This is a genomic window from Parasphingorhabdus cellanae (assembly GCF_017498565.1).
In the GTDB taxonomy this organism is placed as follows: Bacteria; Pseudomonadota; Alphaproteobacteria; order Sphingomonadales; family Sphingomonadaceae; genus Parasphingorhabdus; species Parasphingorhabdus cellanae.
This window is the reverse complement of sequence record NZ_CP071794.1, coordinates 1105275-1127734: the sequence shown is the minus strand read 5'-3', so window position 1 is coordinate 1127734 and position 22460 is coordinate 1105275. Positions and strand designations below refer to the sequence as shown.

The following is a 22460-nucleotide window of genomic DNA, read 5'->3' as shown; positions in this document are numbered from 1 at the left end:
CCTTTTATTTCGGTTTGTTATCATCCGCGATGACAGCCGCGAAGGCTTCCGTCCACGCTTCTGGTTGCCGTCGTGGCCGCCCGGCGGGCGTAAGGAAGGCTGCCTGAACGCTGGCTGACGCGATTTTCTCGTCTCCGCGCATGATGATTTGTTCGATTTCTACGCTCGCTTTACGCAATTTGGTGACGCTACTGATGACCAATAGATTATCCTGAAATTTGGCGGGCGCAATATATTTAATGTGCAAATCGACCACCGCGTAAGCCCCGTCATTAGCCTCGAACGCGGCGCGTTGATCCATGCCAAGCTGATGGAGCATATCCGACCGCGCCCGCTCCATGAATTTCAGGTAGCTGGCATGATAGACAATGCCGGAAAAATCGGTGTCTTCATAATAGACCCGACACGCGAAATAGTGATGGTGATCCCGAAACTCGCCCTCATGGGGCATGATATCGGTGGGTAGATTGCTGATGGCGTCCATCTTCGGGACATTAGTCAGCTGATTCCAGCGGGGAAAGCGCTAATGATTCCGTTCAGCGTAAAATTGAGTCTTTTTGGCGGTTAACTGCCGGAAATCATTTCCAATCCTCTTCCGACATGGTTTTTCCGGTTTCCACCATGCTCTTGAGATTGCTGAGCACGGCTGGCCAGCCGTCGCGGACGCCTTTATCCATGTCGGAGCCCGGTTCCAGCTCGCTATGGGTGACGGTCATTTTGGTATCGGTCCCCAGTCCGGACAAGCTCATACTGACCCGCAAAAGACAAAAATGCGGTACTCTGCTTTCCTACATGCTTTGAAAACGCTATGCTTATGGCGGCTCTTTCTTAAATTTAAATATCCGCAAACCGGCGACTTTCCGCCCTTTTTGGGGGAAAAGGAAATCCTGCATTAGGGGGTGTGACCCTGTGTGACCCTATTTTGAGATTATACGTGCGAATACTATCTGCTGCGCTCACCCTGAGCTTGTCGAAGGGTGTTTGGTGCTGCGGTCGTGATGTCCTTCAGGATGCTTTGACAAGCTCAGCATGAGCGCAAGATGAAGCGTTCCCGTGGCCCACACGGGAAGTTTTTAGCGCGCGCAGGCCACACATAGCGCTGCGGCGGGATCAATTTCCAAACGCTTGTAAGCAATGGGTTCTCCGCATTCGGCGCACCAGCCATATTCATCTTCGTCCATGCGTTTGAGTGCGATATCGATTCGCGCCAGATCATTGGCCCGCCGTCGCGCCTCAGCCTGGGCCATTTCCTGTTGCTGCATCGCGTCCATCCGCGACAGGCGACCAACGCTTTGCTGGTCTAGCTCTACAGTATCGCTCCAACCCGCAGCGTCTTCCTCCAGCGCTTTGAGCTCCGCCTGTCGGTCGAGCATAATGGTCTTCAAGGCCGCGATCTGACTTTTGGAAAGATCGTCAGCCATCGCAGCCTATTCGGTCTGCGGGGCAAGCAAATCCAGCGCTGCGGCTGTCATCGCTTCGGTACCCAATGTCACGGACTCTCTCGGTGCGACCTTAAAAAAGGGTGAGTGATGCGATGGGACCGGCTTCCCGCCAGCTTCCTCTGCATCAAAATCAGCCTGCGGTGTCCCACCGACGTTGAAATAGACGCCAGGCACACCGGTATTGGGGGAGACGAAATAGGCAAAATCTTCACCGCCCATGCCTTGGCGCGGTTTATTGTCAAACACATCCGCCCCGAAACGGTCCGTAAAGACAGATTGAATACGCTTTGTCAGGGCTGCGTCATTGTAAACGGCCGGAGTAGATTCATGCGACACCTTCACTTCCGGTAGCTTATCTTCCGGCATGTCATTCATTCTGCCGACATTGGTGGCCACCCGTTTGATACCGGAGAGTAGTTTCTGGCGCGTTTCATCATCGTCGGAGCGGACGGTCAATTGCAGGACAGCGCGATCGGAAATGATGTTATGCTTGAAGCCGCTATGAAAGGATCCGACCGTTATAACCGCCGGTTTCAGCGGCGCTATTTCGCGGCTGACGATGGTCTGGAGGCCCATGATTATTTGCGCGCCCATGACAATCGGGTCTTTGCCGCGATGGGGTGAGGCACCGTGCGCGCCGACACCATGAACGATGATGTCGACCGTATCGACCGACGAATAGCTAATCCCTTCGCTCAGCGCCAGCTTACCGGTGGGCGTGTCCGCGCTGACATGAAAGGCCATGGCAAAATCGGGCTTTGGAAAGCGGCTGTAAAGGCCGTCATCCATCATCATTTTGGCTCCGCCAATCCGTTCTTCAGCCGGTTGGGCAACCAGCACTATCGTACCGCTCCACTGGTCTTTCATCGCCGACAGGCGGCGCGCGGTTCCGATGAGCGAGGTGATATGCACGTCATGGCCGCAAGCATGCATCACCGGCTTTTCCTCGCCATCAATGCTGACCTGCGTGACGGTGGACATGTAATCCAGCCCGCTATCCTCAACGAGAGGCAGGCCATCCATATCGGCGCGCAGCATCAGGGTCGGGCCGTCGCCATTTTTCATGACGGCGACGACGCCGGTGCCGCCCACTTTTTCCGTGACGTCCCATCCGACTGCTCGCCATTCCTTGGCAATGATGCCAGCAGTACGGGTTTCCTTATAGGACAGTTCGGGGTTTTTGTGAAAATCGATAAACAGCGCTTCCAGCTTGGCGTCATAGTCCGCCGCGACGGCCTGTGCGAGATCGTTCGATTGGGCTGCTGCCGGCGCACCAGAGATGAGCGCGCCGCCTGCTGCCAAAGCCAGAATCAGATGTTTCAAGATTATTCTCCCCGTGGAATTTTCCTCCTTATGCAGGCCCGACACGAAAAGCGCAAAGCTTGTTGCCTTCCGGATCCCGAAAATAGGCTGCATAAAAAGCTTGTGGTCCTTCGTCACCGCGAACGCCGGGCGCGCCTTCGTCGCTCCCGCCCAGTTCGATGGCTTTATTATAAAAGCTGTCAATCTGCGATCGTTGCTCGAAGGGAATGGCGATCATATTGCCATTGCCTGGCACAGCGGCCTCGCCATTATAAGGCTGGGTGATGGCAAGAGAGGGCGCGCCCATCTCGGCGCCATAGAGCGTGAAGCCACCCTCTTCGAGTTCCATCAATCGTTTTCCTCCGATTTCGCCGAGCAGCGCGTCATAATATGCCTGCGCTTTCTCAATATCGTTGACGCCTAGTGTGACATAACCAATCATGATCAACCTCCCATGTTCATTTTGCAGACGCAAAGCTTGTTGCCATCAAGATCGCGGAAATAGGCTCCGTAAAAGACATCCGGCGCGCGCCATCCCGGCTCGCCTTCATCGGCTGCACCGAGTTCCAGCGCCTTGGCATGGAGCGCGTCAATCTGGTCGGTATCGTCAAAGGACAGAGCCACCATCGTGCCGTTACCGAAGCAGGCGTCATTGCCATCATAAGGATTGGTAATGCAGATCATCGGTTGTCCCGGCTTCTTGCCGTAAAATTGCCCGCCTAAAGGTGTTTGAAATAGCTTTTTGACATCCGTGCCTTCAAAAAGCTTGTCGTAAAATTCAACGGCTTTGTCTTTGTCATTGGTGCCGAGCATGGTGTAGGCGATCATCTGTGTCTCTCCTGATTGGGAACCGATTGAGGGTTTGTTGATTCGGTTTCGGAGTGAAACCTATCACTCACAGAAATAGATGCAATGACCTGACGGATCATTTTCTGGAACCTGCGTTCGGTAAAAAGCGGTGCCTTGATTAGTAACGGGATTGACCCAGAGGCCGGATTTCAATGCATAGGCCTCGCCGCTATGGCCAAAGCGCATTTGGTTGTCGCCGAACGGATCATCCTTGCAGGATTGTGGGCGATCCGGTGCGGCGAGAATGTGGACTGCTAGGCCGTAAGCGCAGAAATAGCCGTCTTCGCTATCGCCGTTGGTACCATCATATAGCCATATCGGGCTAGTCATTGTGGCGATGCTGGAGTTACTCAGGAAGGTACCGTCATTGCGCAGAAACATTTGACCGATCTTGGCAAGATCACGGGCGGAAATACGCAGGCCGCCTTGCGGACTGAATATCGACCCGGTTTTGCCAAGTTGATAAGCTTTCAAGTCACAACTGCCATCGCTGGCGGGAACAACAGAGCAGTCCTCGCGCCTGCCACGCAAGTCATCGCGGACGACGTCGCCATTGGCGCGATAAAGGGTAACGGCTGCTGCGACCTTTTGATCGCTGCACAAGGTCCAGTTGAAGCAAGCATCGAGGTCTAGCGGATCAAAGACTTGTGTCTTCATGATCCGGTCAAAACGATCTCCGGTTGCTGCTTCCATCACCGCAGCAACTATGGGAAAATTGAGGTTGGCATAGGCGAAATATGTGCCTGGCGCGTGATGGGTGTCCCATGCTTGCTGGCTTCGTAATTCGGTTTCCAGGCGGGCATCCATCGGCAGTGCATAATTAATGCCGTCACGCAGGCCAGATTGATGGGATAGCAACAGACGCAAGGTGATCGGCACAGCGGGATGGTCCGGATGCCGGAGCGACCAACCAAGATAGTCGGACACGTCTGTGTCGAGGTCCAGTATTCCCTGTTCAACCAGGCGCATTGCAGCCAAGCTTACAAACAGTTTGGAAATTGAGGCAATCCGGACCGGATCATCCGGCATCAAGGCGCGGCCGGTGTTGCGATTGGACAGGCCCTGAATCGCTATGGTTGCTTTATCATCAGCGTCAAATTCGATCATGACAGCTGCTGGCGGATTTTTGACCTGTGCCGGCAATTCGGTGGCAAAAAACGCTGCAACTGCAATAAAAACGGAGCAAAAGCACCAAGCCTTTGCTCCGTTTTGTAGATAGCGCGAAAGCACTGGATCAACCCGCTGGGCAGCTACCAATGCGCTTGCCGTTATTCTTTGCGGTAATATTCATTTCCATGCCGCCAGCGCCGCCGTCCATGGTCATCGTCATTTCATAGCTGCTGGGGCCATATTGACCGGTCATTGCCATGTTCATGTTGCCGGGAGCACCAACATTGGAGCACGACATTTCAGAATCAATCGCGCCGCCGCTCATATCAAATTTCTTGATCTTGCAGTCGGTCTGTTCCTGAGCTGCAAAAAACTCGGCACCTGGATTTTTGGCTTGCTCTTCAGTGATACATGTCTTGGTTACGGTTTTCTGTCCCTTCATCCCGTCGATCATTCCGGCAGGTGCGCCTTCTGGCAGACCTTCGATTTTTACATCAACGATTTCAACGGTGTTTTCCCATTCGCCCGGCTCTAGAGTGACTTCATTCATGACCTTTGCGACTTCATCAGCGCTGATATTGCCATCGCCATCAGCGTCAGCATTGTTACTCGAACAGCCCGCCATTAATGCTACGGCGGCAACCGATAAAACTATCTTCTTCACTTGGATTTCCCTCGTTTGTTTACTAAACTAACGACTGCCTTAACCCGATTGATCAATATTGTAAATTTGCGAAGTGTAACGTCTTAGCATTAGCAATATTTGGGGATGACAATGGACCCGTTTTGTTCCATATCCACGTTATGGCAAAGCTGGTTATCAGAGAAGGTTTGGCGGAACCGCAAACCGATGAGAATTTCGTTCCTCATAAACCGGTTAGACCCGATAAATCTGAAGGCGGTAAAGCCTTTGAATTGATCAGTGATTTTGAACCGTCTGGCGATCAGCCTGAAGCGATCAAAGAGCTGGTGGAAGGGATTCGCGAAGACGAACTGGATCAAGTGCTCCTTGGTGTTACTGGCTCGGGCAAGACTTTCACGATGGCTAAGATTATCGAGAAAACCCAGCGTCCTGCGCTGATATTGGCGCCGAACAAGATACTCGCCGCACAATTATATGGCGAGTTTAAGAGCTTCTTTCCCAACAATGCAGTCGAATATTTCGTCAGCTATTATGACTATTATCAGCCCGAAGCCTATGTCGCACGGTCCGATACCTATATCGAAAAGGAAAGCTCGGTAAACGAAGCAATTGACCGGATGCGGCATAGTGCGACCAGGTCGCTGCTCGAACGGGATGATGTGATAATCGTCGCGTCGGTTTCCTGTCTGTACGGTATCGGTTCGGTCGAAACATATTCAGCGATGATCTTTGATCTCAAAAAAGAGCAAGCTGTGGATCAGCGGGATATCATCCGCAAACTGGTGTCCCTGCAATATAAACGCAACGATCAGGCTTTTGCGCGCGGTAATTTTCGGGTTCGCGGCGATAATTTGGAAATTTTCCCTTCGCATTATGAAGATATGGCGTGGCGCATCTCCTTCTTTGGTGACGAGATTGAGGAGATTGTCGAATTTGATCCGCTGACGGGAAAGAAGGGTGCGAGCCTCAACCGCGTGCGAATCTTTGCTAATTCCCACTATGTGACGCCCGGCCCAACGATGAAGCAGGCGATGGAAGCGATCAAGCTGGAGCTTGGTGTGCGCCTCAAAGAGCTTGAGGCAGAAGGTAAGTTGCTGGAGCATCAGCGGCTCGAGCAACGAACGAATTTCGATCTCGAGATGATCGCGGCGACTGGCAGTTGTGCCGGTATCGAAAACTATTCCCGCTTTCTCACAGGGCGCCTGCCGGGCGAGCCGCCGCCGACGCTGTTTGAATATCTGCCAGACAATGCCTTGCTGTTCGTTGATGAGAGTCACCAGACGGTGCCGCAAATCGGTGCGATGTCCAAGGGCGATCATCGGCGCAAGATCACGCTGGCGGAATATGGTTTCCGGCTACCGAGCTGTATCGACAACCGCCCGCTGCGTTTTAATGAATGGGACGCGATGCGGCCGCAGACGGTTAGCGTGTCAGCAACACCGGGCAAATGGGAGATGGAACAGACCAGCGGTGTATTTGCCGAACAGGTCATTCGTCCCACCGGGCTGATTGATCCACCGGTGGAGATTAAACCAGTTGAGGATCAGGTCGATGATCTGATCAACGAGTGCAAAAAGGTCGCTCAACAGGGATATCGTACGCTCGTTACGACGCTGACCAAACGCATGGCTGAAGACCTGACCGAGTTTATGCATGAGGCGGGTCTGAAGGTCCGTTACATGCATAGCGATGTCGAAACGCTGGAGCGGATTGAGTTGATCCGGGATTTGCGACTCGGCGTTTATGATGTGCTGGTTGGCATAAACCTGCTGCGCGAAGGGCTCGATATTCCAGAGTGCGGGCTTGTGGCGATACTGGATGCCGACAAGGAGGGTTTTCTGCGCTCAGAAACATCGCTCATCCAAACTATTGGCCGCGCGGCGCGTAATGTAGAGGGCAGGGTAATCCTCTATGCCGATCGGATAACCGGATCGATGGAACGCGCGCTCAACGAAACTGGACGGCGGCGCGAGAAACAGGAGGCTTACAACAAGCTGCACGGGATCACACCGACAACGATCAAGAAAAATATCGGTGATATTGTTGCACATGTGGCGAGCAAAGATCAGGTCACGGTGCCGATTGATGACGATACCGAGCATCTCGTCGGCCATAATCTGCGCAGCCATATCGAAAGCCTTGAAAAACGCATGCGCGATGCGGCGGCCGATCTGGAATTTGAGGAAGCCGGACGACTTCGTGATGAAATTCGCAAACTGGAAGCCGACGAATTGGGGCTACCCGCAGACCTTCAGCTGGCCAAGCCAAAGGGCAGGGCAACCGAAGGTAAGCCAGGTACGCGCAAGATGCGCTATGGTAAAACGCAGCGAAAATTCTGATCCAGGTCAAAGCGATACGGTAATTGATGATGGGCCAGCATTCTCGACCAACAACATTCTTGGATAGACCAACGACTAGCATCCAGCTTGATCCCCAAAGAGGCAAGGTTCATGCTGCGGTGATAACGATCTGGGGAGGGACACATGCAATCGAAATTTTTAATGGCCTTGGCGAGCACTGCTCTGATACTAAGCGTGGCGACTTTTGACAGCAATCAAACTGCAGCCGCTGCGCAAGAAGGAACAGCACAAAACGCGCCCAATTTGAACGCTGCTGTTGCCGCGCCTGGCCGGATCGAAGCTGATGTGAATTTAGATGCCAGCCGTAAGCCAGTTGATGTTTTGGGTTTCATGGGTCTGGAAACTGGCGATGCGGTGCTGGATATCTTTGCCGGCGGCGGATATTATAGCGAAGTCATGGGCGCTGCGGTTGGACCAACAGGATCTGTCGTCGCCGTAAACCCTCCGCAATTTGTATCCAGCGATGCGGCGAAGACGAAATGGACCGGAATTGCCACCCGCCAGCCTGGTGTTTCTCTCATGCCATCGCAGCTGGGTGATTACACACCGGAACCGGACAGCTTTGATTTTGCCATGATGCATCTCATCTATCACGATCTATATTGGGAAAGCGAAAAATTCAAAATACCGCAGATGGACCCCGCCGCTTTTTTGACCAAGCTTTATGCGGGTATGAAGCCGGGCGGAATCGTCGCGGTCATAGATCATGTTGGTAGCGCCGGGGATACGAGAGCTATAGTGGAGAAAACCCACCGAATCGATCCAGTGACCGTGAAGACCGATTTTGAAAAAGCCGGTTTTGTGCTGGAGAGTGAAAGCGATATGTTCGCCAACCCGGAAGATGATTTGGACAAGAATGTTTTCGATCCGTCGGTGCGCGGCAAGACTAATCGCTTCATGATAAAGTTTCGCAAGCCCGCCTAAGCGTTTGTCGACGACTTGTGACAAGAGGCGAATCACATCTCTAGAACAGCGTTGGGACGAAGCGATTCGCCCAGGTTTTTGTGCAGCGCAGCATTTTTGTGATTTCATGATCGACTGTTGTGGATTAAATTACATAAAATTGTAATATAATTCCAACAGTTTACGGATAGTTACAATAGTTTACAAGACGGTTCATCCTCTGTTGGGTTATAGAGTCGTACATAAGTTGCGTAGTTACGAGCTGACACGAAGATTGAAATATCGGCCACAATGATGAGCCGCGGTCAGCATCTCGGTTTTGGACAGAGAGGTTCTTATGGAGCTTGTTGTGAACAATGACGAACAGATGAGAGCGGACAATATAGTTGCGTCGGCAAGGTCCGGTCGTGCAAATGCTGCTGATTTTGACACTGCGGAACTGAGGGCTGGCCCAACTTTGGGGCAGGGACTGTACCTGATTGTATCAGGGCCAGCACCAAAACAAGGGGCAAATATAAGATTGCTGCCGGTATTGGGTGATACTCTACCCGAATATCAGCAGATAGAAATAGCGTGGGAAGCGCGTGCGGCAAATGACCATGATGTTCAGGTGGATATGACCAGATCCGGCGGGGCCGAACGTTATGAGAAATCAATGCCGCTATCTGGCCTGTCGGGTACAAAGGGCATTGAACTGGTTGGCGCCAATGGCACCAAGAAGTTTAACCTGACAGGTCAATAGTTTGGCCGGCGGCGGCTTAGGGTCGCTTGTCGTCGGAACAAAGGCGGGGGACAGATTTGTGTTGCGTATTAAATCTGTCTCCCGATCCTTTGACATAGAATAAGCAACGTTGCTTATAGTTTAGGTCCGGCAATCCGTTTACGGGGGCTTTCAGGGGGTTTGCAAGCCGCCGGACTTTAGGGAAGTAGGGCTGGCGCGCCGGTTGTGTATCGCGCGACGGCTCTACTTTTTCTATTATGCACTGAATGAGCTATTAGCTCGCATATTTAACCGAGCAACCATAGGGGCGCGACTGCGCCACGCTGACGCTTTTGCCGGCCTTCAGTTCACCCAGAGCCGCCGTTACGTGATTACGCGCGCTTTTGATATCCGCTTTATTTGCGGTCGGTTTGTCATCAATCCCGCCTTGGTAAACCAGCTTTCCGGCACCATCGACAATATACATATGCGGGGTTGTTTTTGCAGCATAGGCTTTGCCAACCACCCCTTTGACATCAAGCAGGTAGTGATCCGCATTCATGCCCTGATCCTTAGACAGCTTTTGCGCCGCTGGGCCTTTCATATAGCCTTGCTTTCCTTGCGCACCGCTGTTGATAGTGAGCCAGACGGCACCTTGTTTGCGGGCCGCTGCCTGGGTTGCCTGCATATTGCCGCTATCATAATGTTTGACGACAAAGGGACAGCCGGGATTGTGCCATTCCATAACCACGGTCTTGCCGCGAAAATCCGAGAGCTGAACGGTTTTTCCATACATGTCTGTCAGTTTGAAATCTTGCGCAATTGCCCCGTTTTTCTGTGCAGCTGCAAGGGGTGTGGCTGCGCTCATTGCCGCTACCGCAGCGATTGATATCATAGCGAACTTGTAAAACATGGGGTTCTCCTTTTTGATTCCATCAACGCTTGAGAGCCTATATCAAGTTACCAGATCGGTCAGTGTGCTGATAGTCAATATCTGCGGCAATATAACAGGTTCCTCACCCGGCGCATAATATAGATAGAGCGGCACACCGGCGCGGCCATGCTTTTCCAGGAACTTGCTAATTTCTGGATCGGGACGGGTCCAGTCTCCCATCAAAACCGCAACATTGGCATTCGCAAAAGCATCCGCAGTTTCCTGACGCTGCACGGCTGCGGCTTCATTGGCTTTGCAGGTAATGCACCAGTCAGCAGTGAAATAGGCAAAAACCGGTCGATTGGAGGCGCGCAGCTCCGATAATCGGGTTTCACTAAAGGCTTCACTGGGTAGGGTTGTAGAAGAAGCGCTTGCAACTTTCTGCTCATTCATCGCTTCCGCATTTGGCAGGAATAGTACACCACCGAAAATCGCTGCGATAAGTGCACTCGTCGCCCATGTACCGCGCGATAGGCCTTTCATCTGACCACCGCCGAACCACCATAAAATCAATGTGACAAGCAACAAAAAGATCAAAGATAGCCCCAGTGCATCCGTCCCAATTTGGCGTCCCAGCAACCAGATTAAGCCGATCGCGGTAAGAAACATTGGAATTGCCATGGCCTTGCGGAAACTATCCAGCCATGCACCCGGTTTGGGTAACCGGCTGCGGATCGCCGGTACGAACGCGATCAGCAAGAAAGGCAAGGCTAATCCAACGCCTAGCCCAGCAAAAATTATCAAGGCGGCAATGGGCGGTAATATGATGGTGGCCCCAAGCGCTGCAGCCATGAAGGGGCCAGTGCAAGGGGTAGCGACAAAAGCAGCGAGCGCGCCGGTCCAGAACGACCCCGCTGGTCCGTCTTTTTGAGCGAGCCTGTTGCCGAAATTGACATTGGGGAGCTCGAACAGACCAGCCAGGTTGAAACCTATTGCGGTCACCAAAGCGAGCAGTAAGAAGATGATCCGCGGATCTTGCAATTGAAAAGCCCAGCCCACCGCTGCCCCACTGGCACGCAAGCCCAACAACAAAGCGCCTAAAGCTGTCGCCACGACTACGACGCCGGCTGTGTAAGCCAGCGCATCACGCCGCACGACCGTTTCATCGCCGCCGGCTTTGGCCAAGCTGATAGCCTTCAGGCTAAGGATTGGGAAAACACAAGGCATTAGATTGAGCAACAAACCGCCAACGATCGCTCCGCCAAGAGCAATAAACAGCAAGGACGCTTTAGACTGGTCGCCACCACCAGTAAAATTTCCGCTGTCAGCGCCTCCGCTCAGAGGAACGCCAGACATTTCTACTTCTCCACCCGACGCGTCTAAAGAAAACCCCATGTTTGAAGCAATTTTCAGGACGCCGGAAATGTTTTGCAATGCATCGCCGCGCGCTGCTGTTTCGATGATCAGGCTATCACCATCACGGTTGACTTTTTGCGGGGCGCCATAGTCGACAATGCCGTCTTCCTTGATAAAGAAATAGGGTGCCTCAACATCGACATCTGCCGGGAGAGGGATGGAAAGGCGGAACAGGTCATCCTTGACCATGAAAGTTGCAGTGCTGCCGAGCGGGCGTGGCAAGGCTTCACGATAAGCGTTAAAAGCGTTGTTAGGTGAAACCCCCACATCTTTGTCGACCACTTGCAGATTGATAAACAGTTCATCTTGTTCGGGCACACAGACTTCATCGGTACAGGCGAGCCATTCGGATTTCACCGAGATTGGCAGAGGTCCGGGTTTGACTTGATCGGAAACTGCCAGATTAACAAGGACGGCATAATCACCCTTGTAAATATAGTTCATGATACCGGAAATCAGCAACGTATCGGGCACGGGATATTGTGCATCACCAGCTGTCACACCGTCTGGTAATTTCCAGTCAAAGCTCATGCCAATCCCCGCATCGCCAGGATTTTCCCAATAGCCGTGCCAAGTGGGTTTGGGGTTCATGACAAAGGCGAGGGTGACACTTTGTCCTGGCTGCACCTGCTGCGATTCCGCAACCAAGGTGGCTGGTACGTTGAGTTCGCGCCTATCGAGTCCGGTTTGTGCAACAGCGGGGCTTACGGCCGTTAACAGCGCAAAAATTATGGCAGCAAGCATAGTTGCAAACATAGTCCGGGCGTTTGCTCTAATTGTCCTCAACGAGGTATTCAATGTCATAAAAACTCACCACTTTATCTTTAATGCTGTTACTCTATCGACGGCTGTCTTGCCACAGCCGCTTTATACCATGGGGATTATTCGTGCGCGTCATCAAATATGTTACAAGTTTTATAGCTTTTATTGCAATTTCCGGCGCCGCCAATGCCGAACATCACAGTCAAACGCAATCTGGCAAACCGAAACTGGTGATCGCAATATCGGTCGACCAGTTTTCCTCTGATCTGTTCAGCGAATATCGCAGCAGCTTTACCGGTGGCCTGAAGCGTTTGGCAAGCGGTGCGGTTTTTCCATCGGGCTATCAGGGACATGCAGCAACTGAAACCTGTCCGGGGCATGCGACGATTATGACGGGCGTTCATCCCGGACGCGCTGGCATTATCGCTAATAACTGGATTGATCTGGGCGTAAAGCGCGAAGACAAAACAATCTATTGTGCTGAAGACCCCAGGATTGAGGGCACCAGCTTTGGCAGCATTACCGCCGCGACGCAGGGCGACTATGTGGCTTCTGCTTGGCATTTGCTCGTGCCCACTTTGGGGGAGAGATTGAAGACACTATCACCTGGCTCCAGAAACATGGCAGTATCGGGCAAAGATCGGGCGGCCTTGATGATGGGCGGAAACGCGCCTGACATGATATTCTGGTGGAAGGGCGAAGGTTTTAAAACCAAAAAAGATGGCTTGATGCTGCCCGCACTGCCGAAATTTAACACCGAGCTGAAGGCGATGCTTGCCAAGCCGCGCGCGCCTATTGCTGTGCCTGCCCATTGCGAGGCCCGCAATCGCGCGATCCCGCTTGGTGGTGATAGCGCTGTGGGCACTTACCAGTTTCAGCGCCCAAAAAATGGGGCATCTATCTTTCGTGCATCTCCTGATTTTGATGCTGCCGTTTTAGCGCTGGCCGAAAAAATGGTGAAGAACGAGCGGTTGGGGGCGTTTGAATTTACGGATATCCTGAATATCGGACTTTCCGCTACGGATTATGTCGGTCATGCCTTTGGCACCGGCGGCGTTGAAATGTGCATCAATCTTTCGGAACTGGATAGAAATCTCGGTTCGTTTTTCGATAAGCTCGACGAGATGGGGCGCGACTACATGGTTGTACTGACCGCGGACCATGGTGGCCATGATTTGCCAGAACGTTTGAAACAGCAAGGTGTTCCGGAAGCGCAGCGGATTGATGACGATGTCAACGCCGATGGCCTCAATGAAGTTTTTTATGAAAACGATGAACTACGGAAATATGGTCAGATTATTTATGCGGACAGTCCATTTGGTGATTATTACGTCAGCCAGGCTTTGCCGGCACCCCTGCGTGCTGAGGTGAAGGCCGAGGCCATGGCTATCATGGCACGCAATCGCCAGGTGGAACTGGTTCTAGACGGTGCAGATTTAGCGAAAATGCCGATGCCATCTGGTCCAGTCGAAGAATGGAGTTTGACCGAACGCGCCCGGGCGTCTTTCCACCCTGACCGATCTGGCGATTTCATTGTACTACTGAAAAAAGGGGTCACTCCGATTGACAGGCCGATGCGCGGTTACGTGTCGACCCACGGCAGCCCATGGGATTATGACCGGCGCGTGCCAATTCTATTCTGGCGCAAAGGCATGACACATTTTGAGCAACCGCTTTCGGTTCAAACCGTTGATATCGCTCCGACCCTGGCATCAATCATCGGTCTAGATATTCCGGACGACGAACTTGATGGGCGCTGTTTGGACATTGATGGCGGTCCGGGCGATAATTGCCGATAATATAAGCTGCTAAACCTATCGCTTTTCGTAACGGGTTAGTCCCCGGCTCAATCGGTTATTCGCAATCCGCATCTTGTCGCCGCTCCAGTCAGCGACAAACCAGGTGTTGCGCTGAACGCCCTTAGCCAGCGACGCGCTGTTGGAGTGGATGTTAAGACCCGCAGAACTGTTTTTCTTGCCCTCTGCGGCAACAGCGACGAAAGCACTCCAGTTTTCCTTATTCTGGCCCTGAACAAAAACATTGCCGCTAATGACACCGGATGCGCCCGCCGGTAGGTCGATCATATAATTGGTCGCGCGCCCTTGGGTGTCGTCAAAGCTGCTGTTGGTGACGGTGATACGTGGTGCCCGGCTTTTGACATAATGGCCGCCATTGCCTTTTTCAAACCGGCTGTTGGTAACACTAAGCGAGCCATAATCACCGATATAGATGCTGTGGGCGCAAGATAGACCCCGGTCACATCGGCCTAGCCGTTGGAAGGTCGAACGGTCGATAACAATGCTACCACTTGCATCATCGGCGGTCAGCAGACCCTGCTCGCTGTTACGGAACAATGCATTGACGATGGTCAGGTTACCGCGCTCCAAACGGATACCGGCGCCGTTGCCATCCGGTACACGCTGGTTTTGAAAGACGATGCCGTCAACTAATGCCGCTTGGCCGCGCAGTACCAAAGATGCTTTGCCTTCGCAAATTCCGCCATCAAATATTGTCCGTCCGGCAACCGCTGCCCGATACGTGATCTGACCCTCCGTCTGAACGGCACAATCGCCATAAGCGCCAGGAGCGATGACGATGGTTCCGCGCCGTGCGCCGATGGCTTCGACCGCGTCTGACAATCTGTAAAAACCCTGCCCGTTTTCTGCCACCGTAAAGGGGGCAGCATCTTGCGCCACTGCTGCGGTGCTGTTGGCGACTGCCAAAAAGGTTCCAATGAGGATCGGGACCGAAAGTTTCACGTCTGAAGCTCCTGAAAAGCGGGGACAATGTATGATTGTCGCATAAGCTGCTTGTCGTCCCGACACAATATCCGACACGAGTCTGTCCCAAATGAACCCAATTTTGTTACCAGAAGTTAAATCGTGCCGTTTCTGGGATGGCATGGGCTGAAATGTAAAAAATTGCCTAGCTTGTGATCAACGCTGGAAATATGGTGATTTATAGGTTAACACTGTTGTATAGATTCATATAAATTGCGGCAAGACAGTCGTGAAAATGACGATGGGAAAACTCTATGCGTAAATATTTGATGGCTGCCGTTGCAGCGGGAAGCTTTGCTATCGCAGGATCGGCAAATGCCGCTGTTGTTTTTGGTGAGCTTACCGGTGGTAACGCACTGAGTAATGGTGGAGTTTTTGAACAGCTCAATCCTGCTCCGGGTTTTTCGGTTGGTAATAATAACCAGCAGTCTAACAACCTCTTTGCGTTTGATGAAGTGCAAAGCGTGACGCTCACCGCTGCTGTGGGCGGATTGACTGCGGGCACTGTTGTGAATAGCCACTATGTGTTTTTTGATCCGCGCCGGACTCGTAGGGCAATTGGCTATGTTGATTTTGATTCTGAAGTTTTGGCTGTACTGACAACACAAGCTGATCTCACCGATACAGACATGCTGTTGGGCAACGCCAACGTAAATTATTTGAGCCCAAATCTGCGCGGACTTGAAAGCAGCGACATTGCGACATTCGCTGGCAACCGGCTGGATTTGAATTTCAGAGCGTCTTCGCCTGGCGATTTTGTCCGCGTTTTGACGGTTGCTACGGCTGTTCCGGAACCTGCATCCTGGGCGATGATGATCGGTGGCTTCGGGTTGGTCGGAGGCGCGATGCGTCGCCGCCGCAAAGCCACGACGAAAGTGAGCTACGCTTAAACTTTCACCTGTTTAACGATATAAAAGCCGGTCTCGAAAGAGGCCGGCTTTATTCGTTGAGATTAGGCCGCAACCACTGACGTGCCTGATCGAGTGAGATATCACGCCGCTCGGCATAATCGTCTACCTGATCCTCACCTATGCGCGCGACGCCGAAATAATCGGCTTGTGGATGACCGAAGTAAAAGCCGGATACTGCGGCCGTGGGCGTCATCGCAAAGCTGCTGGTTAGCTCCAGACCGGTATGGGTCGTCGCATCCAGCATATCGAACAGGATCGGTTTCAGGCTGTGGTCCGGACAGGCGGGATAGCCGGGGGCAGGGCGGATGCCCTGATATTGTTCCTTGATCAGCGCCTTGTTGTCCAGGCTTTCATCCGGCGCATAGCCCCACAAGTCTTTGCGCACATGTTCGTGCATCCGCTCAGCAAAAGCCTCGGCCAATCGGTCGGCCAGAGCTTTGATCAATATGCTGTTATAGTCGTCCTTGTCTGCCTCAAACCGCGCGACATGTTCATCAATCCCGTGCCCGGCCGTCACTGCAAAGCCGCCCATCCAGTCATCCGATGTGTCGATAAAATCGGCGAGGCAATTGTTTGATTTTCCTGCTCGCTTGCTGACTTGCTGACGCAGCATCGGCAGGGCGATTTCTTCGTTTTCCGGTGACACCAAGATATCGTCACCTTCGCGCCGCGCCCGCCATAGTCCAGCCACACCTTTGGCGGTCAGCCATTTTTCTGCGATGATTGTGTCGAGCATTGCCTGCGCGTCTTTATAAAGATCGCTGGCGCTTTCCCCGACCACTTCATCGGTCAGGATTGCAGGATAGGTACCGGCCAGTTCCCAGGCGCGGAAAAACGGCGTCCAGTCAATATAATCACGTAGCTCGGCGAGATCCCACTCTTCATAGACATGCAGACCGGGTTTTTTTGGGGCAGGCGCTTTCTGACTCATGTCGATTTTCGCGCCATTGGCACGGGCTTCATCCAGCGACGCCAGTTTCTTTGCGGTTTTGCCAGCACGGGCGATGCGCACCTGCTCATAATCTTCGCGCGTGCTGGCGATAAAGGGCTCGGCCTGCGTGTCGCTGACCAATTGCGAGGCGACACCGACCGCGCGGCTGGCGTCCAGTACATAGACGGTCGGACCGGAATAGGCCGGTTCAATCCGCAGCGCCGTGTGGGTTTTGGATGTTGTGGCACCACCGATGAGCAGAGGCATCGTCATTTTGGCGCGTTCCATTTCTTCGGAAACGGTGACCATTTCGTCGAGCGACGGGGTGATCAGACCGGAAAGGCCAATCATGTCCGCGTCATTTTCATTGGCGGCTTTCAAGATGTCCGTCCAGGGCACCATCACGCCCAGATCAATCACTTCAAAGCCGTTACATTGCAGCACGACGCCGACGATATTCTTGCCAATATCATGCACGTCGCCCTTGACGGTGGCCATGATGATCTTGCCCTTGCCCTTGGCACCTTCTTCTTTCTCTGCCTCGATATAGGGGAAGAGATGGGCAACGGCCTTTTTCATCACGCGGGCGGATTTTACCACCTGCGGCAGGAACATTTTTCCCGAACCAAACAGGTCACCAACAACGTTCATGCCGTCCATCAGGGGACCCTCAATGACCTCAATGGGCCGCCCACCGGCATCCTTGACCGAAACGCGCATTTCTTCGGTATCTTCGATAATATGAGCATCAATGCCTTTGACCAGCGCATGTTCCAGCCGTTTGACGACATCATAGCCGCGCCATTCGGCAGCGGCTTTTTCCGCCGCCTTGTCGGTACCGCGAAATTTTTCGGCCAGCGTGATCAGCCGGTCGGTTGCATCGCCGCCATCCTTGGGTTCGCGGTCGAGAATGACATCCTCGCAATGCTCGCGTAGGACGGGGTCGATATCGTCATAGATATCCAGCTGTCCGGCATTGACGATGGCCATATCGAGCCCGGCAGGAATGGCGTGATAGAGAAAGACGCTGTGCATCGCCCGGCGCACCGGTTCGTTGCCGCGAAAGCTGAAAGACAGGTTGGATAGGCCGCCGGAAAAATGCACATGCGGGCAGCGCGCCTTAATTTCGGCCACCGCTTCAATGAAGTCCAATCCGTAGCGGCGATGCTCATCTATCCCGGTTGCCACGGCGAACACATTGGGATCGAAAATAATATCCTCGGGCGGAAAGCCGATGCCGGTGAGCAATTTATAGGCGCGTTCGCAAATTTCGACCTTGCGCTGCTTGGTATCCGCTTGCCCGGTTTCATCAAAAGCCATGACGACAACGGCGGAGCCATAGGCCATGCATTTGCGGGCATGGGCGAGAAACTCCTCTTCACCCTCCTTCATCGAGATGGAATTGACGATCGGTTTGCCCGACACGCATTTCAGGCCCGCTTCGATGACCGACCATTTGGAGCTATCGATCATCACCGGCACGCGGGCAATATCGGGCTCCGCCGCGATCAGCTTGAGGAAGGTTGTCATCGCGTGTTCGGCGTCGAGCAGGCCTTCGTCCATGTTCACGTCGATAATTTGCGCGCCATTTTCGACCTGTTGCCGCGCGACTTCTACGGCGGCTTCATAGTCATCGTTGAGGATGAGCTTTTTGAACCGCGCGGAACCGGTGACATTGGTGCGTTCGCCAATATTGACGAATTGCGCGGAAGAGGGGGGTGTGGTCATTTTTTCCTTCTCCCTCTCTCCTTCAGGGGAGAGGGCCGGGGAGAGGGGGAGTCCTCTCAAATTGAAAACTAAATATTTAGAAAGAGACTGCCCCTCTCCCTAACCCTCTCCCCTGAAGGGGGGAGGGGACTAAGCGGCCATCGTGAATGGTTCAAGGCCGGACAAACGGGTCTGGACCGCTGGCGAAGCCGCAGCGCGTGGTTTGGCGCTCTCGACCGCTTCGGCAATGGCGGCGATATGCTCGGGCGTCGTACCGCAGCAGCCGCCAACAATATTGACCAGGCCGTCATCAAGCCACTCGCCAATCAGCGCAGCGGTTTGATCCGGCAATTCGTCATATTCGCCCAATTCATTGGGCAGACCGGCATTGGGATAGGCCATGATCAGCGTATCGGCTTCTTTCGACAGCATTGCGAGATGCGGGCGCAGTTGGTCAGCGCCAAAGGAGCAGTTGAGGCCGATGGTCAGCGGTTTCAGATGGCGCACCGCGTGCCAGAACGCCTCCACCGTGTGGCCTGACAGGTTGCGGCCGGAGAGATCCGTGAGCGTCATGGAGATCATCAGGGGCACGTCGCGATCACAAGCCTCGGCGGCTTCCTGTGCGGCCATCCCGGCACATTTGGCGTTGAGGGTATCGAAAATCGTCTCGATCAACAGAAAATCAACGCCGCCTGCGATCAGGGCATCGCATTGCTCGCGGTACACGCCTTTGAGATAGTCAAAATCAATCTCGCGAAAGCCGGGGTCGTTGACATCAGGCGAAAGCGACAGCGTCTTGTTGGTCGGGCCGATGGAGCCAGCCACAAAGCGTTTCTTGCCATCTTTGGCCTCAGCCTTGTTACAGGCTTGGCGCGCGATTTCGGCGGATTTGATGTTGATGTCTTTGACCAGATGTTCGCAGCCATAATCGGCCTGGCTGATCTCGGTCGAGCTGAACGTATTGGTTTCGACAATATCCGCGCCCGCTTCCAGATAGGCGGTGTGAATGCCCTCAATAATATCCGGCCGCGTCAGGCTGAGCAGGTCATTATTGCCTTTCTGGTCATCGTTCAGTTCCAGCGTGCCGCGATAATCGCGTTCGCCGAGGCCGTGATTCTGGATAGCCGTGCCATAGCCGCCATCAAAGACCAAGATGCGTTCTGCCGCTATCGCGCGGAGCTGTTCGCCGGGACCGGTCATGCTGCTTTCTCCCGCACTGCGCCTGTCGGGCGTTTGCCGAGCAGATGACAGATCGCGTAACTGAGCTCTGCGCGGTTGAGTGTGTAGAAATGGAACTGGCGGACGCCGCCGGCATAGAGCTTACGGCATAATTCCGCCGCAACGGTGGCTGCAATCAGCTGGCGGGCAGAGGGATGGTCATCAAGCCCTTCAAACAGGTCATTCATCCACGCCGGGATCTCGGCACCGCACATACCCGCAAACTTCCGCGTTTGGGCAACATTCGATACTGGCAGGATACCGGGCACCAGTTCGGCATCGATCCCAGCCGCTGTGGCTGCGTCGCGGAACCGGAAAAAAGCCTCGGCGGTAAAGAAAAACTGCGTAATTGCGCGGCTTGCACCGGCATCCAACTTGCGCTTGAGATTGTCGAGATCGCTCTGCGGACAATTGGCCTCCGGATGCGTCTCCGGATAGGCCGCCACCGATATCTCAAAAGGGGCTATATCCTTCAACCCTTTAACAAGTTCCGCGGCACTCTTGTAACCTTCCGGATGCGGTTCAAACGCCTGACCTTCCGCTGGCGGGTCTCCACGCAGGGCAACAATATGGCGCACGCCGGCTTCCCAATAGGACTGCGCGACATCCGCGATCTCCGCCTTGCTTGCCCCGACACAGGTCAAATGGGCAGCGGCTGGAATATGGGTTTCCTTGGCAATGCGCGCGACAGTGGCATGGGTCCGCTCGCGGGTTGATCCACCGGCACCATAAGTAACGGATACAAAGCGTGGATCAAGGGGTTCCAGCGTAACGACACTGTCCCACAGGGTTTGTTCCATTTTCTCCGACTTCGGCGGAAAAAATTCAAAGGAAACATCAGCATCACCGCTGAGCCCGGCAAATAGGGGCACATCCAGTGCGCGCTTTGCTTCTTCAAGTTCGCCTAAGCCTAAAGGTCTGGATGTTTGGGTCATATTGAAGCTCTTTTTTGCGGTATATTCGTTGCTGAAGCAGTACTGCTTTCGGAATGAATTTGAGGTAGGCCGGATTTACGCCCAACCCATATTTTGACTGTAAGTTTACCGCCATCCAGCGTTCGGCTTTGTATCATATCTATCTGCGAAGCGGCGAACCAACGTTTCATACTATCGTCAGAAAAACCAAGCCGAGCATGCGCATGAGCCGTTCGCAATTCTTCGCGATCATGAGGAGCGAAGTCCGTTATCATCACCGTTCCGCTATTGCGGACGACTCTTGATACTTCAGTTAGAACCGCTTCGGGATGCTGGGCGTAATGGAGAACCTGATGAAGTAGAACACTGTCTACTTGTCCATCTTCAATGGGCAGTTTGTTAAAATCACCCAGCTTCAATTCGGTCTTTCGCGCTAATGCCGCCTGATCCGTCTTGTCTGATTCATTGCCCAAAAGCTTTGCACGGGCCAATCGTAACATTTCTGGGCTTTTATCCAGCGCCGTCACTTTTGCGGAATTTGGTCCGAAAAGCTCAACCATCCGGCCAGTTCCTGTTCCGATATCTAGCATATGTCCAAGATTGACGTCTTTGAGCAGCGCCAGCATTGCCTGTTCAACGTCATCTTCCGGAATATGGAGAGAACGGATGGCATCCCATTCCTCAGCGTGGTCCTCGAAATAACGCTCGGCCATCTCAGCTCGCGCTTTCCGGACGAGAGCTAATTGCGCTTGGTCATCAACCGCTTGTTCGGAAGATATCACATTGTCGGAACGGAAAAGGCGGCGCAAGGTATCAAGTTCGGGCGCTTGCCCGGGACGCAGAAAAACCCAGCTGCCTTCTTTTCGGCGTTCTGCGAGGCCCGCTTCGTCCAAAATTCGGATATGGCGGGAGATACGAGGTTGGCTTTGGTTCAAAATCTGCGCCAGCTCGCCAACGGCAAGCTCCATGTTAAGGAGCAGAAGCATGATTCGAACTCGCGTAGGATCAGCCAGTGCTCTAAATATGGTGAGGACATCATTCATCGAAGAAAGCATATAAAGAATTCTTTATATGCAGTCAATCCATTAGATTTGCTTGCTTTGAATATCCGTTTTTAAAATTATTACAAAAAAAAGTCTCAATGGATCATGGAGTAAGAATGTTCGCCATTGCCATCCCTTTTCCATAGAGCTAAGGCACGTCCCCGTGAGCAGTTTGAGGGAGTTTATCGGCTGTTCGCTTGGTTTTTATGAGGAAAAAGTAGAGGGTTTACCCAATGAAAAAAGTTACAACATCTATCGTTCTTGCTGGTGCACTTGGCTTGGCTGCTTGTTCCGGCGCTGCTGAAAATGCAGAAGCTGGTGCAGAAGAGGCTGTAGAAGGTACTGAAGCAACAGCTGAAGAAGCTGCTGACGACGCGATGACTGCTGCTGAAGGCTCTGCAGACGCCATGGGCGAAGCTGCTGCTGAAGCAACTGAAGAAGCTGGCGAAGCGGCTGAAGCTGCTGGTGATGCCGCCGCAGAAGCTGCTGGTGATGCTGCCGAGGCTGCTGGTGATGCTGCCGATGCTGCAAAACGTGCAGTTGAATAAGCACTTTTGACATATTTCGGAAAAGGGCTGCCTTATTGGCGGCCCTT

Annotated in this window: 21 protein-coding genes; 6 read left to right on the top strand and 15 right to left on the bottom strand. The window is 53.2% G+C overall.

The features are described from left to right. Positions 1–4 precede the first annotated feature (4 nt). The 8 genes from J4G78_RS05585 to J4G78_RS05550 form a co-directional block, all read right to left on the bottom strand. Positions 5–484, bottom strand: a complete 480-nt coding sequence (locus J4G78_RS05585; RefSeq protein ID WP_310737251.1) for a YbgC/FadM family acyl-CoA thioesterase — start codon at positions 482–484, stop codon at positions 5–7. Between the two features lie 94 nt (positions 485–578). Then, positions 579–749: an SRPBCC domain-containing protein gene (locus J4G78_RS05580; protein ID WP_207989212.1), complete on the bottom strand. Its 171-nt coding sequence runs from the start codon at positions 747–749 to the stop codon at positions 579–581. A gap of 324 nt (positions 750–1073) precedes the next feature. After that, positions 1074–1421: a TraR/DksA family transcriptional regulator gene (locus tag J4G78_RS05575; RefSeq protein ID WP_243457239.1), complete on the bottom strand. Its 348-nt coding sequence runs from the start codon at positions 1419–1421 to the stop codon at positions 1074–1076. A gap of 6 nt (positions 1422–1427) precedes the next feature. Continuing rightward, positions 1428–2765, bottom strand: coding sequence for an amidohydrolase (locus tag J4G78_RS05570; RefSeq protein ID WP_243457238.1), 1338 nt, complete (start codon positions 2763–2765; stop codon positions 1428–1430). 28 nt (positions 2766–2793) lie between these two features. Next, on the bottom strand, positions 2794–3186 hold the full coding sequence (locus J4G78_RS05565) for a VOC family protein (RefSeq protein ID WP_207989208.1): 393 nt from the start codon (positions 3184–3186) through the stop codon (positions 2794–2796). 2 nt (positions 3187–3188) lie between these two features. Beyond that, positions 3189–3572, bottom strand: a complete 384-nt coding sequence (locus tag J4G78_RS05560) for a VOC family protein (RefSeq protein ID WP_207989206.1) — start codon at positions 3570–3572, stop codon at positions 3189–3191. 63 nt (positions 3573–3635) lie between these two features. Next, positions 3636–4700 (bottom strand): serine hydrolase domain-containing protein, encoded by a 1065-nt coding sequence (locus J4G78_RS05555; RefSeq protein WP_207989204.1) that lies wholly within the window; start codon positions 4698–4700, stop codon positions 3636–3638. A 127-nt stretch (positions 4701–4827) separates the two neighbouring features. Then, entirely contained in the window at positions 4828–5367 is a 540-nt protein-coding gene (locus tag J4G78_RS05550; RefSeq protein ID WP_207989202.1) for a DUF3617 domain-containing protein, read from the bottom strand. A gap of 140 nt (positions 5368–5507) precedes the next feature. Between J4G78_RS05550 and uvrB the strand changes: the two genes are divergently transcribed. From uvrB to J4G78_RS05535, 3 genes are all read left to right on the top strand, one after another. Further along, positions 5508–7685, top strand: a complete 2178-nt coding sequence (uvrB, locus tag J4G78_RS05545; RefSeq protein WP_207990443.1) for an excinuclease ABC subunit UvrB — start codon at positions 5508–5510, stop codon at positions 7683–7685. 144 nt (positions 7686–7829) lie between these two features. Beyond that, positions 7830–8630, top strand: a complete 801-nt coding sequence (locus J4G78_RS05540) for a class I SAM-dependent methyltransferase (RefSeq protein WP_207989200.1) — start codon at positions 7830–7832, stop codon at positions 8628–8630. A gap of 328 nt (positions 8631–8958) precedes the next feature. After that, entirely contained in the window at positions 8959–9351 is a 393-nt protein-coding gene (locus J4G78_RS05535; RefSeq protein ID WP_207989198.1) for a hypothetical protein, read from the top strand. Positions 9352–9604: 253 nt separating this feature from the next. On the opposite strand, the gene J4G78_RS05530 is transcribed toward J4G78_RS05535, so the two are convergent. Next, positions 9605–10222 (bottom strand): redoxin domain-containing protein, encoded by a 618-nt coding sequence (locus tag J4G78_RS05530; RefSeq protein WP_243457237.1) that lies wholly within the window; start codon positions 10220–10222, stop codon positions 9605–9607. Between the two features lie 42 nt (positions 10223–10264). Then, a complete protein-coding gene (locus J4G78_RS05525; RefSeq protein WP_207989196.1) occupies positions 10265–12355 on the bottom strand; it encodes a protein-disulfide reductase DsbD family protein in 2091 nt (696 codons plus the stop codon). 131 nt (positions 12356–12486) lie between these two features. On the opposite strand from J4G78_RS05525, the gene J4G78_RS05520 reads away from it, so the two are divergent. Beyond that, positions 12487–14160 (top strand): alkaline phosphatase family protein, encoded by a 1674-nt coding sequence (locus J4G78_RS05520; protein ID WP_243457236.1) that lies wholly within the window; start codon positions 12487–12489, stop codon positions 14158–14160. Positions 14161–14175: 15 nt separating this feature from the next. Here J4G78_RS05520 and J4G78_RS05515 read toward each other — a convergent pair whose 3' ends face one another. Then, positions 14176–15120 carry a right-handed parallel beta-helix repeat-containing protein gene (locus tag J4G78_RS05515; RefSeq protein WP_207989192.1) on the bottom strand — a complete coding sequence of 315 codons (945 nt, stop codon included), beginning with the start codon at positions 15118–15120 and terminating at the stop codon, positions 14176–14178. A 275-nt stretch (positions 15121–15395) separates the two neighbouring features. Here J4G78_RS05515 and J4G78_RS05510 point away from each other — a divergent pair, with 275 nt between their 5' ends. Continuing rightward, positions 15396–16031, top strand: a complete 636-nt coding sequence (locus J4G78_RS05510) for a PEPxxWA-CTERM sorting domain-containing protein (RefSeq protein WP_207989190.1) — start codon at positions 15396–15398, stop codon at positions 16029–16031. A gap of 49 nt (positions 16032–16080) precedes the next feature. On the opposite strand, the gene metH is transcribed toward J4G78_RS05510, so the two are convergent. The 4 genes from metH to J4G78_RS05490 form a co-directional block, all read right to left on the bottom strand. Then, the gene (gene metH, locus J4G78_RS05505; RefSeq protein WP_207989188.1) at positions 16081–18711 is read right to left on the bottom strand and encodes a methionine synthase; all 2631 of its coding nucleotides are present in this window, start codon (positions 18709–18711) and stop codon (positions 16081–16083) included. A 129-nt stretch (positions 18712–18840) separates the two neighbouring features. Beyond that, positions 18841–19890: a homocysteine S-methyltransferase family protein gene (locus J4G78_RS05500; protein WP_207989186.1), complete on the bottom strand. Its 1050-nt coding sequence runs from the start codon at positions 19888–19890 to the stop codon at positions 18841–18843. Beyond that, positions 19887–20843, bottom strand: coding sequence for a methylenetetrahydrofolate reductase (gene metF / locus J4G78_RS05495; protein WP_207989183.1), 957 nt, complete (start codon positions 20841–20843; stop codon positions 19887–19889). Before metF ends, J4G78_RS05500 begins: the two co-directional genes overlap by 4 nt. Continuing rightward, on the bottom strand, positions 20840–21865 hold the full coding sequence (locus tag J4G78_RS05490; RefSeq protein ID WP_207990439.1) for an ArsR/SmtB family transcription factor: 1026 nt from the start codon (positions 21863–21865) through the stop codon (positions 20840–20842). Before J4G78_RS05490 ends, metF begins: the two co-directional genes overlap by 4 nt. 233 nt (positions 21866–22098) lie before the next feature. Between J4G78_RS05490 and J4G78_RS05485 the strand changes: the two genes are divergently transcribed. Further along, positions 22099–22413 carry a hypothetical protein gene (locus J4G78_RS05485; RefSeq protein ID WP_207989181.1) on the top strand — a complete coding sequence of 105 codons (315 nt, stop codon included), beginning with the start codon at positions 22099–22101 and terminating at the stop codon, positions 22411–22413. The last annotated feature ends 47 nt before the right edge of the window (positions 22414–22460 follow it).

Excerpts from the sequence above, each read along its gene's own strand:
- J4G78_RS05585 (WP_310737251.1), bottom strand. The coding sequence starts at position 484 with ATGGACGCCATCAGCAATCTACCCACCGATATCATGCCCCATGAGGGC.
- J4G78_RS05580 (WP_207989212.1), bottom strand. The coding sequence starts at position 749 with ATGAGCTTGTCCGGACTGGGGACCGATACCAAAATGACCGTCACCCAT.
- J4G78_RS05575 (WP_243457239.1), bottom strand. The coding sequence starts at position 1,421 with ATGGCTGACGATCTTTCCAAAAGTCAGATCGCGGCCTTGAAGACCATT.
- J4G78_RS05565 (WP_207989208.1), bottom strand. The coding sequence starts at position 3,186 with ATGATTGGTTATGTCACACTAGGCGTCAACGATATTGAGAAAGCGCAG.
- J4G78_RS05560 (WP_207989206.1), bottom strand. The coding sequence starts at position 3,572 with ATGATCGCCTACACCATGCTCGGCACCAATGACAAAGACAAAGCCGTT.
- J4G78_RS05555 (WP_207989204.1), bottom strand. The coding sequence starts at position 4,700 with ATGATCGAATTTGACGCTGATGATAAAGCAACCATAGCGATTCAGGGC.
- uvrB (WP_207990443.1), top strand. The coding sequence starts at position 5,508 with ATGGCAAAGCTGGTTATCAGAGAAGGTTTGGCGGAACCGCAAACCGAT.
- J4G78_RS05540 (WP_207989200.1), top strand. The coding sequence starts at position 7,830 with ATGCAATCGAAATTTTTAATGGCCTTGGCGAGCACTGCTCTGATACTA.
- J4G78_RS05530 (WP_243457237.1), bottom strand. The coding sequence starts at position 10,222 with ATGTTTTACAAGTTCGCTATGATATCAATCGCTGCGGTAGCGGCAATG.
- J4G78_RS05525 (WP_207989196.1), bottom strand. The coding sequence starts at position 12,355 with ATGTTTGCAACTATGCTTGCTGCCATAATTTTTGCGCTGTTAACGGCC.
- J4G78_RS05510 (WP_207989190.1), top strand. The coding sequence starts at position 15,396 with ATGCGTAAATATTTGATGGCTGCCGTTGCAGCGGGAAGCTTTGCTATC.
- metH (WP_207989188.1), bottom strand. The coding sequence starts at position 18,711 with ATGACCACACCCCCCTCTTCCGCGCAATTCGTCAATATTGGCGAACGC.
- J4G78_RS05500 (WP_207989186.1), bottom strand. The coding sequence starts at position 19,890 with ATGACCGGTCCCGGCGAACAGCTCCGCGCGATAGCGGCAGAACGCATC.
- metF (WP_207989183.1), bottom strand. The coding sequence starts at position 20,843 with ATGACCCAAACATCCAGACCTTTAGGCTTAGGCGAACTTGAAGAAGCA.
- J4G78_RS05490 (WP_207990439.1), bottom strand. The coding sequence starts at position 21,865 with ATGAATGATGTCCTCACCATATTTAGAGCACTGGCTGATCCTACGCGA.
- J4G78_RS05485 (WP_207989181.1), top strand. The coding sequence starts at position 22,099 with ATGAAAAAAGTTACAACATCTATCGTTCTTGCTGGTGCACTTGGCTTG.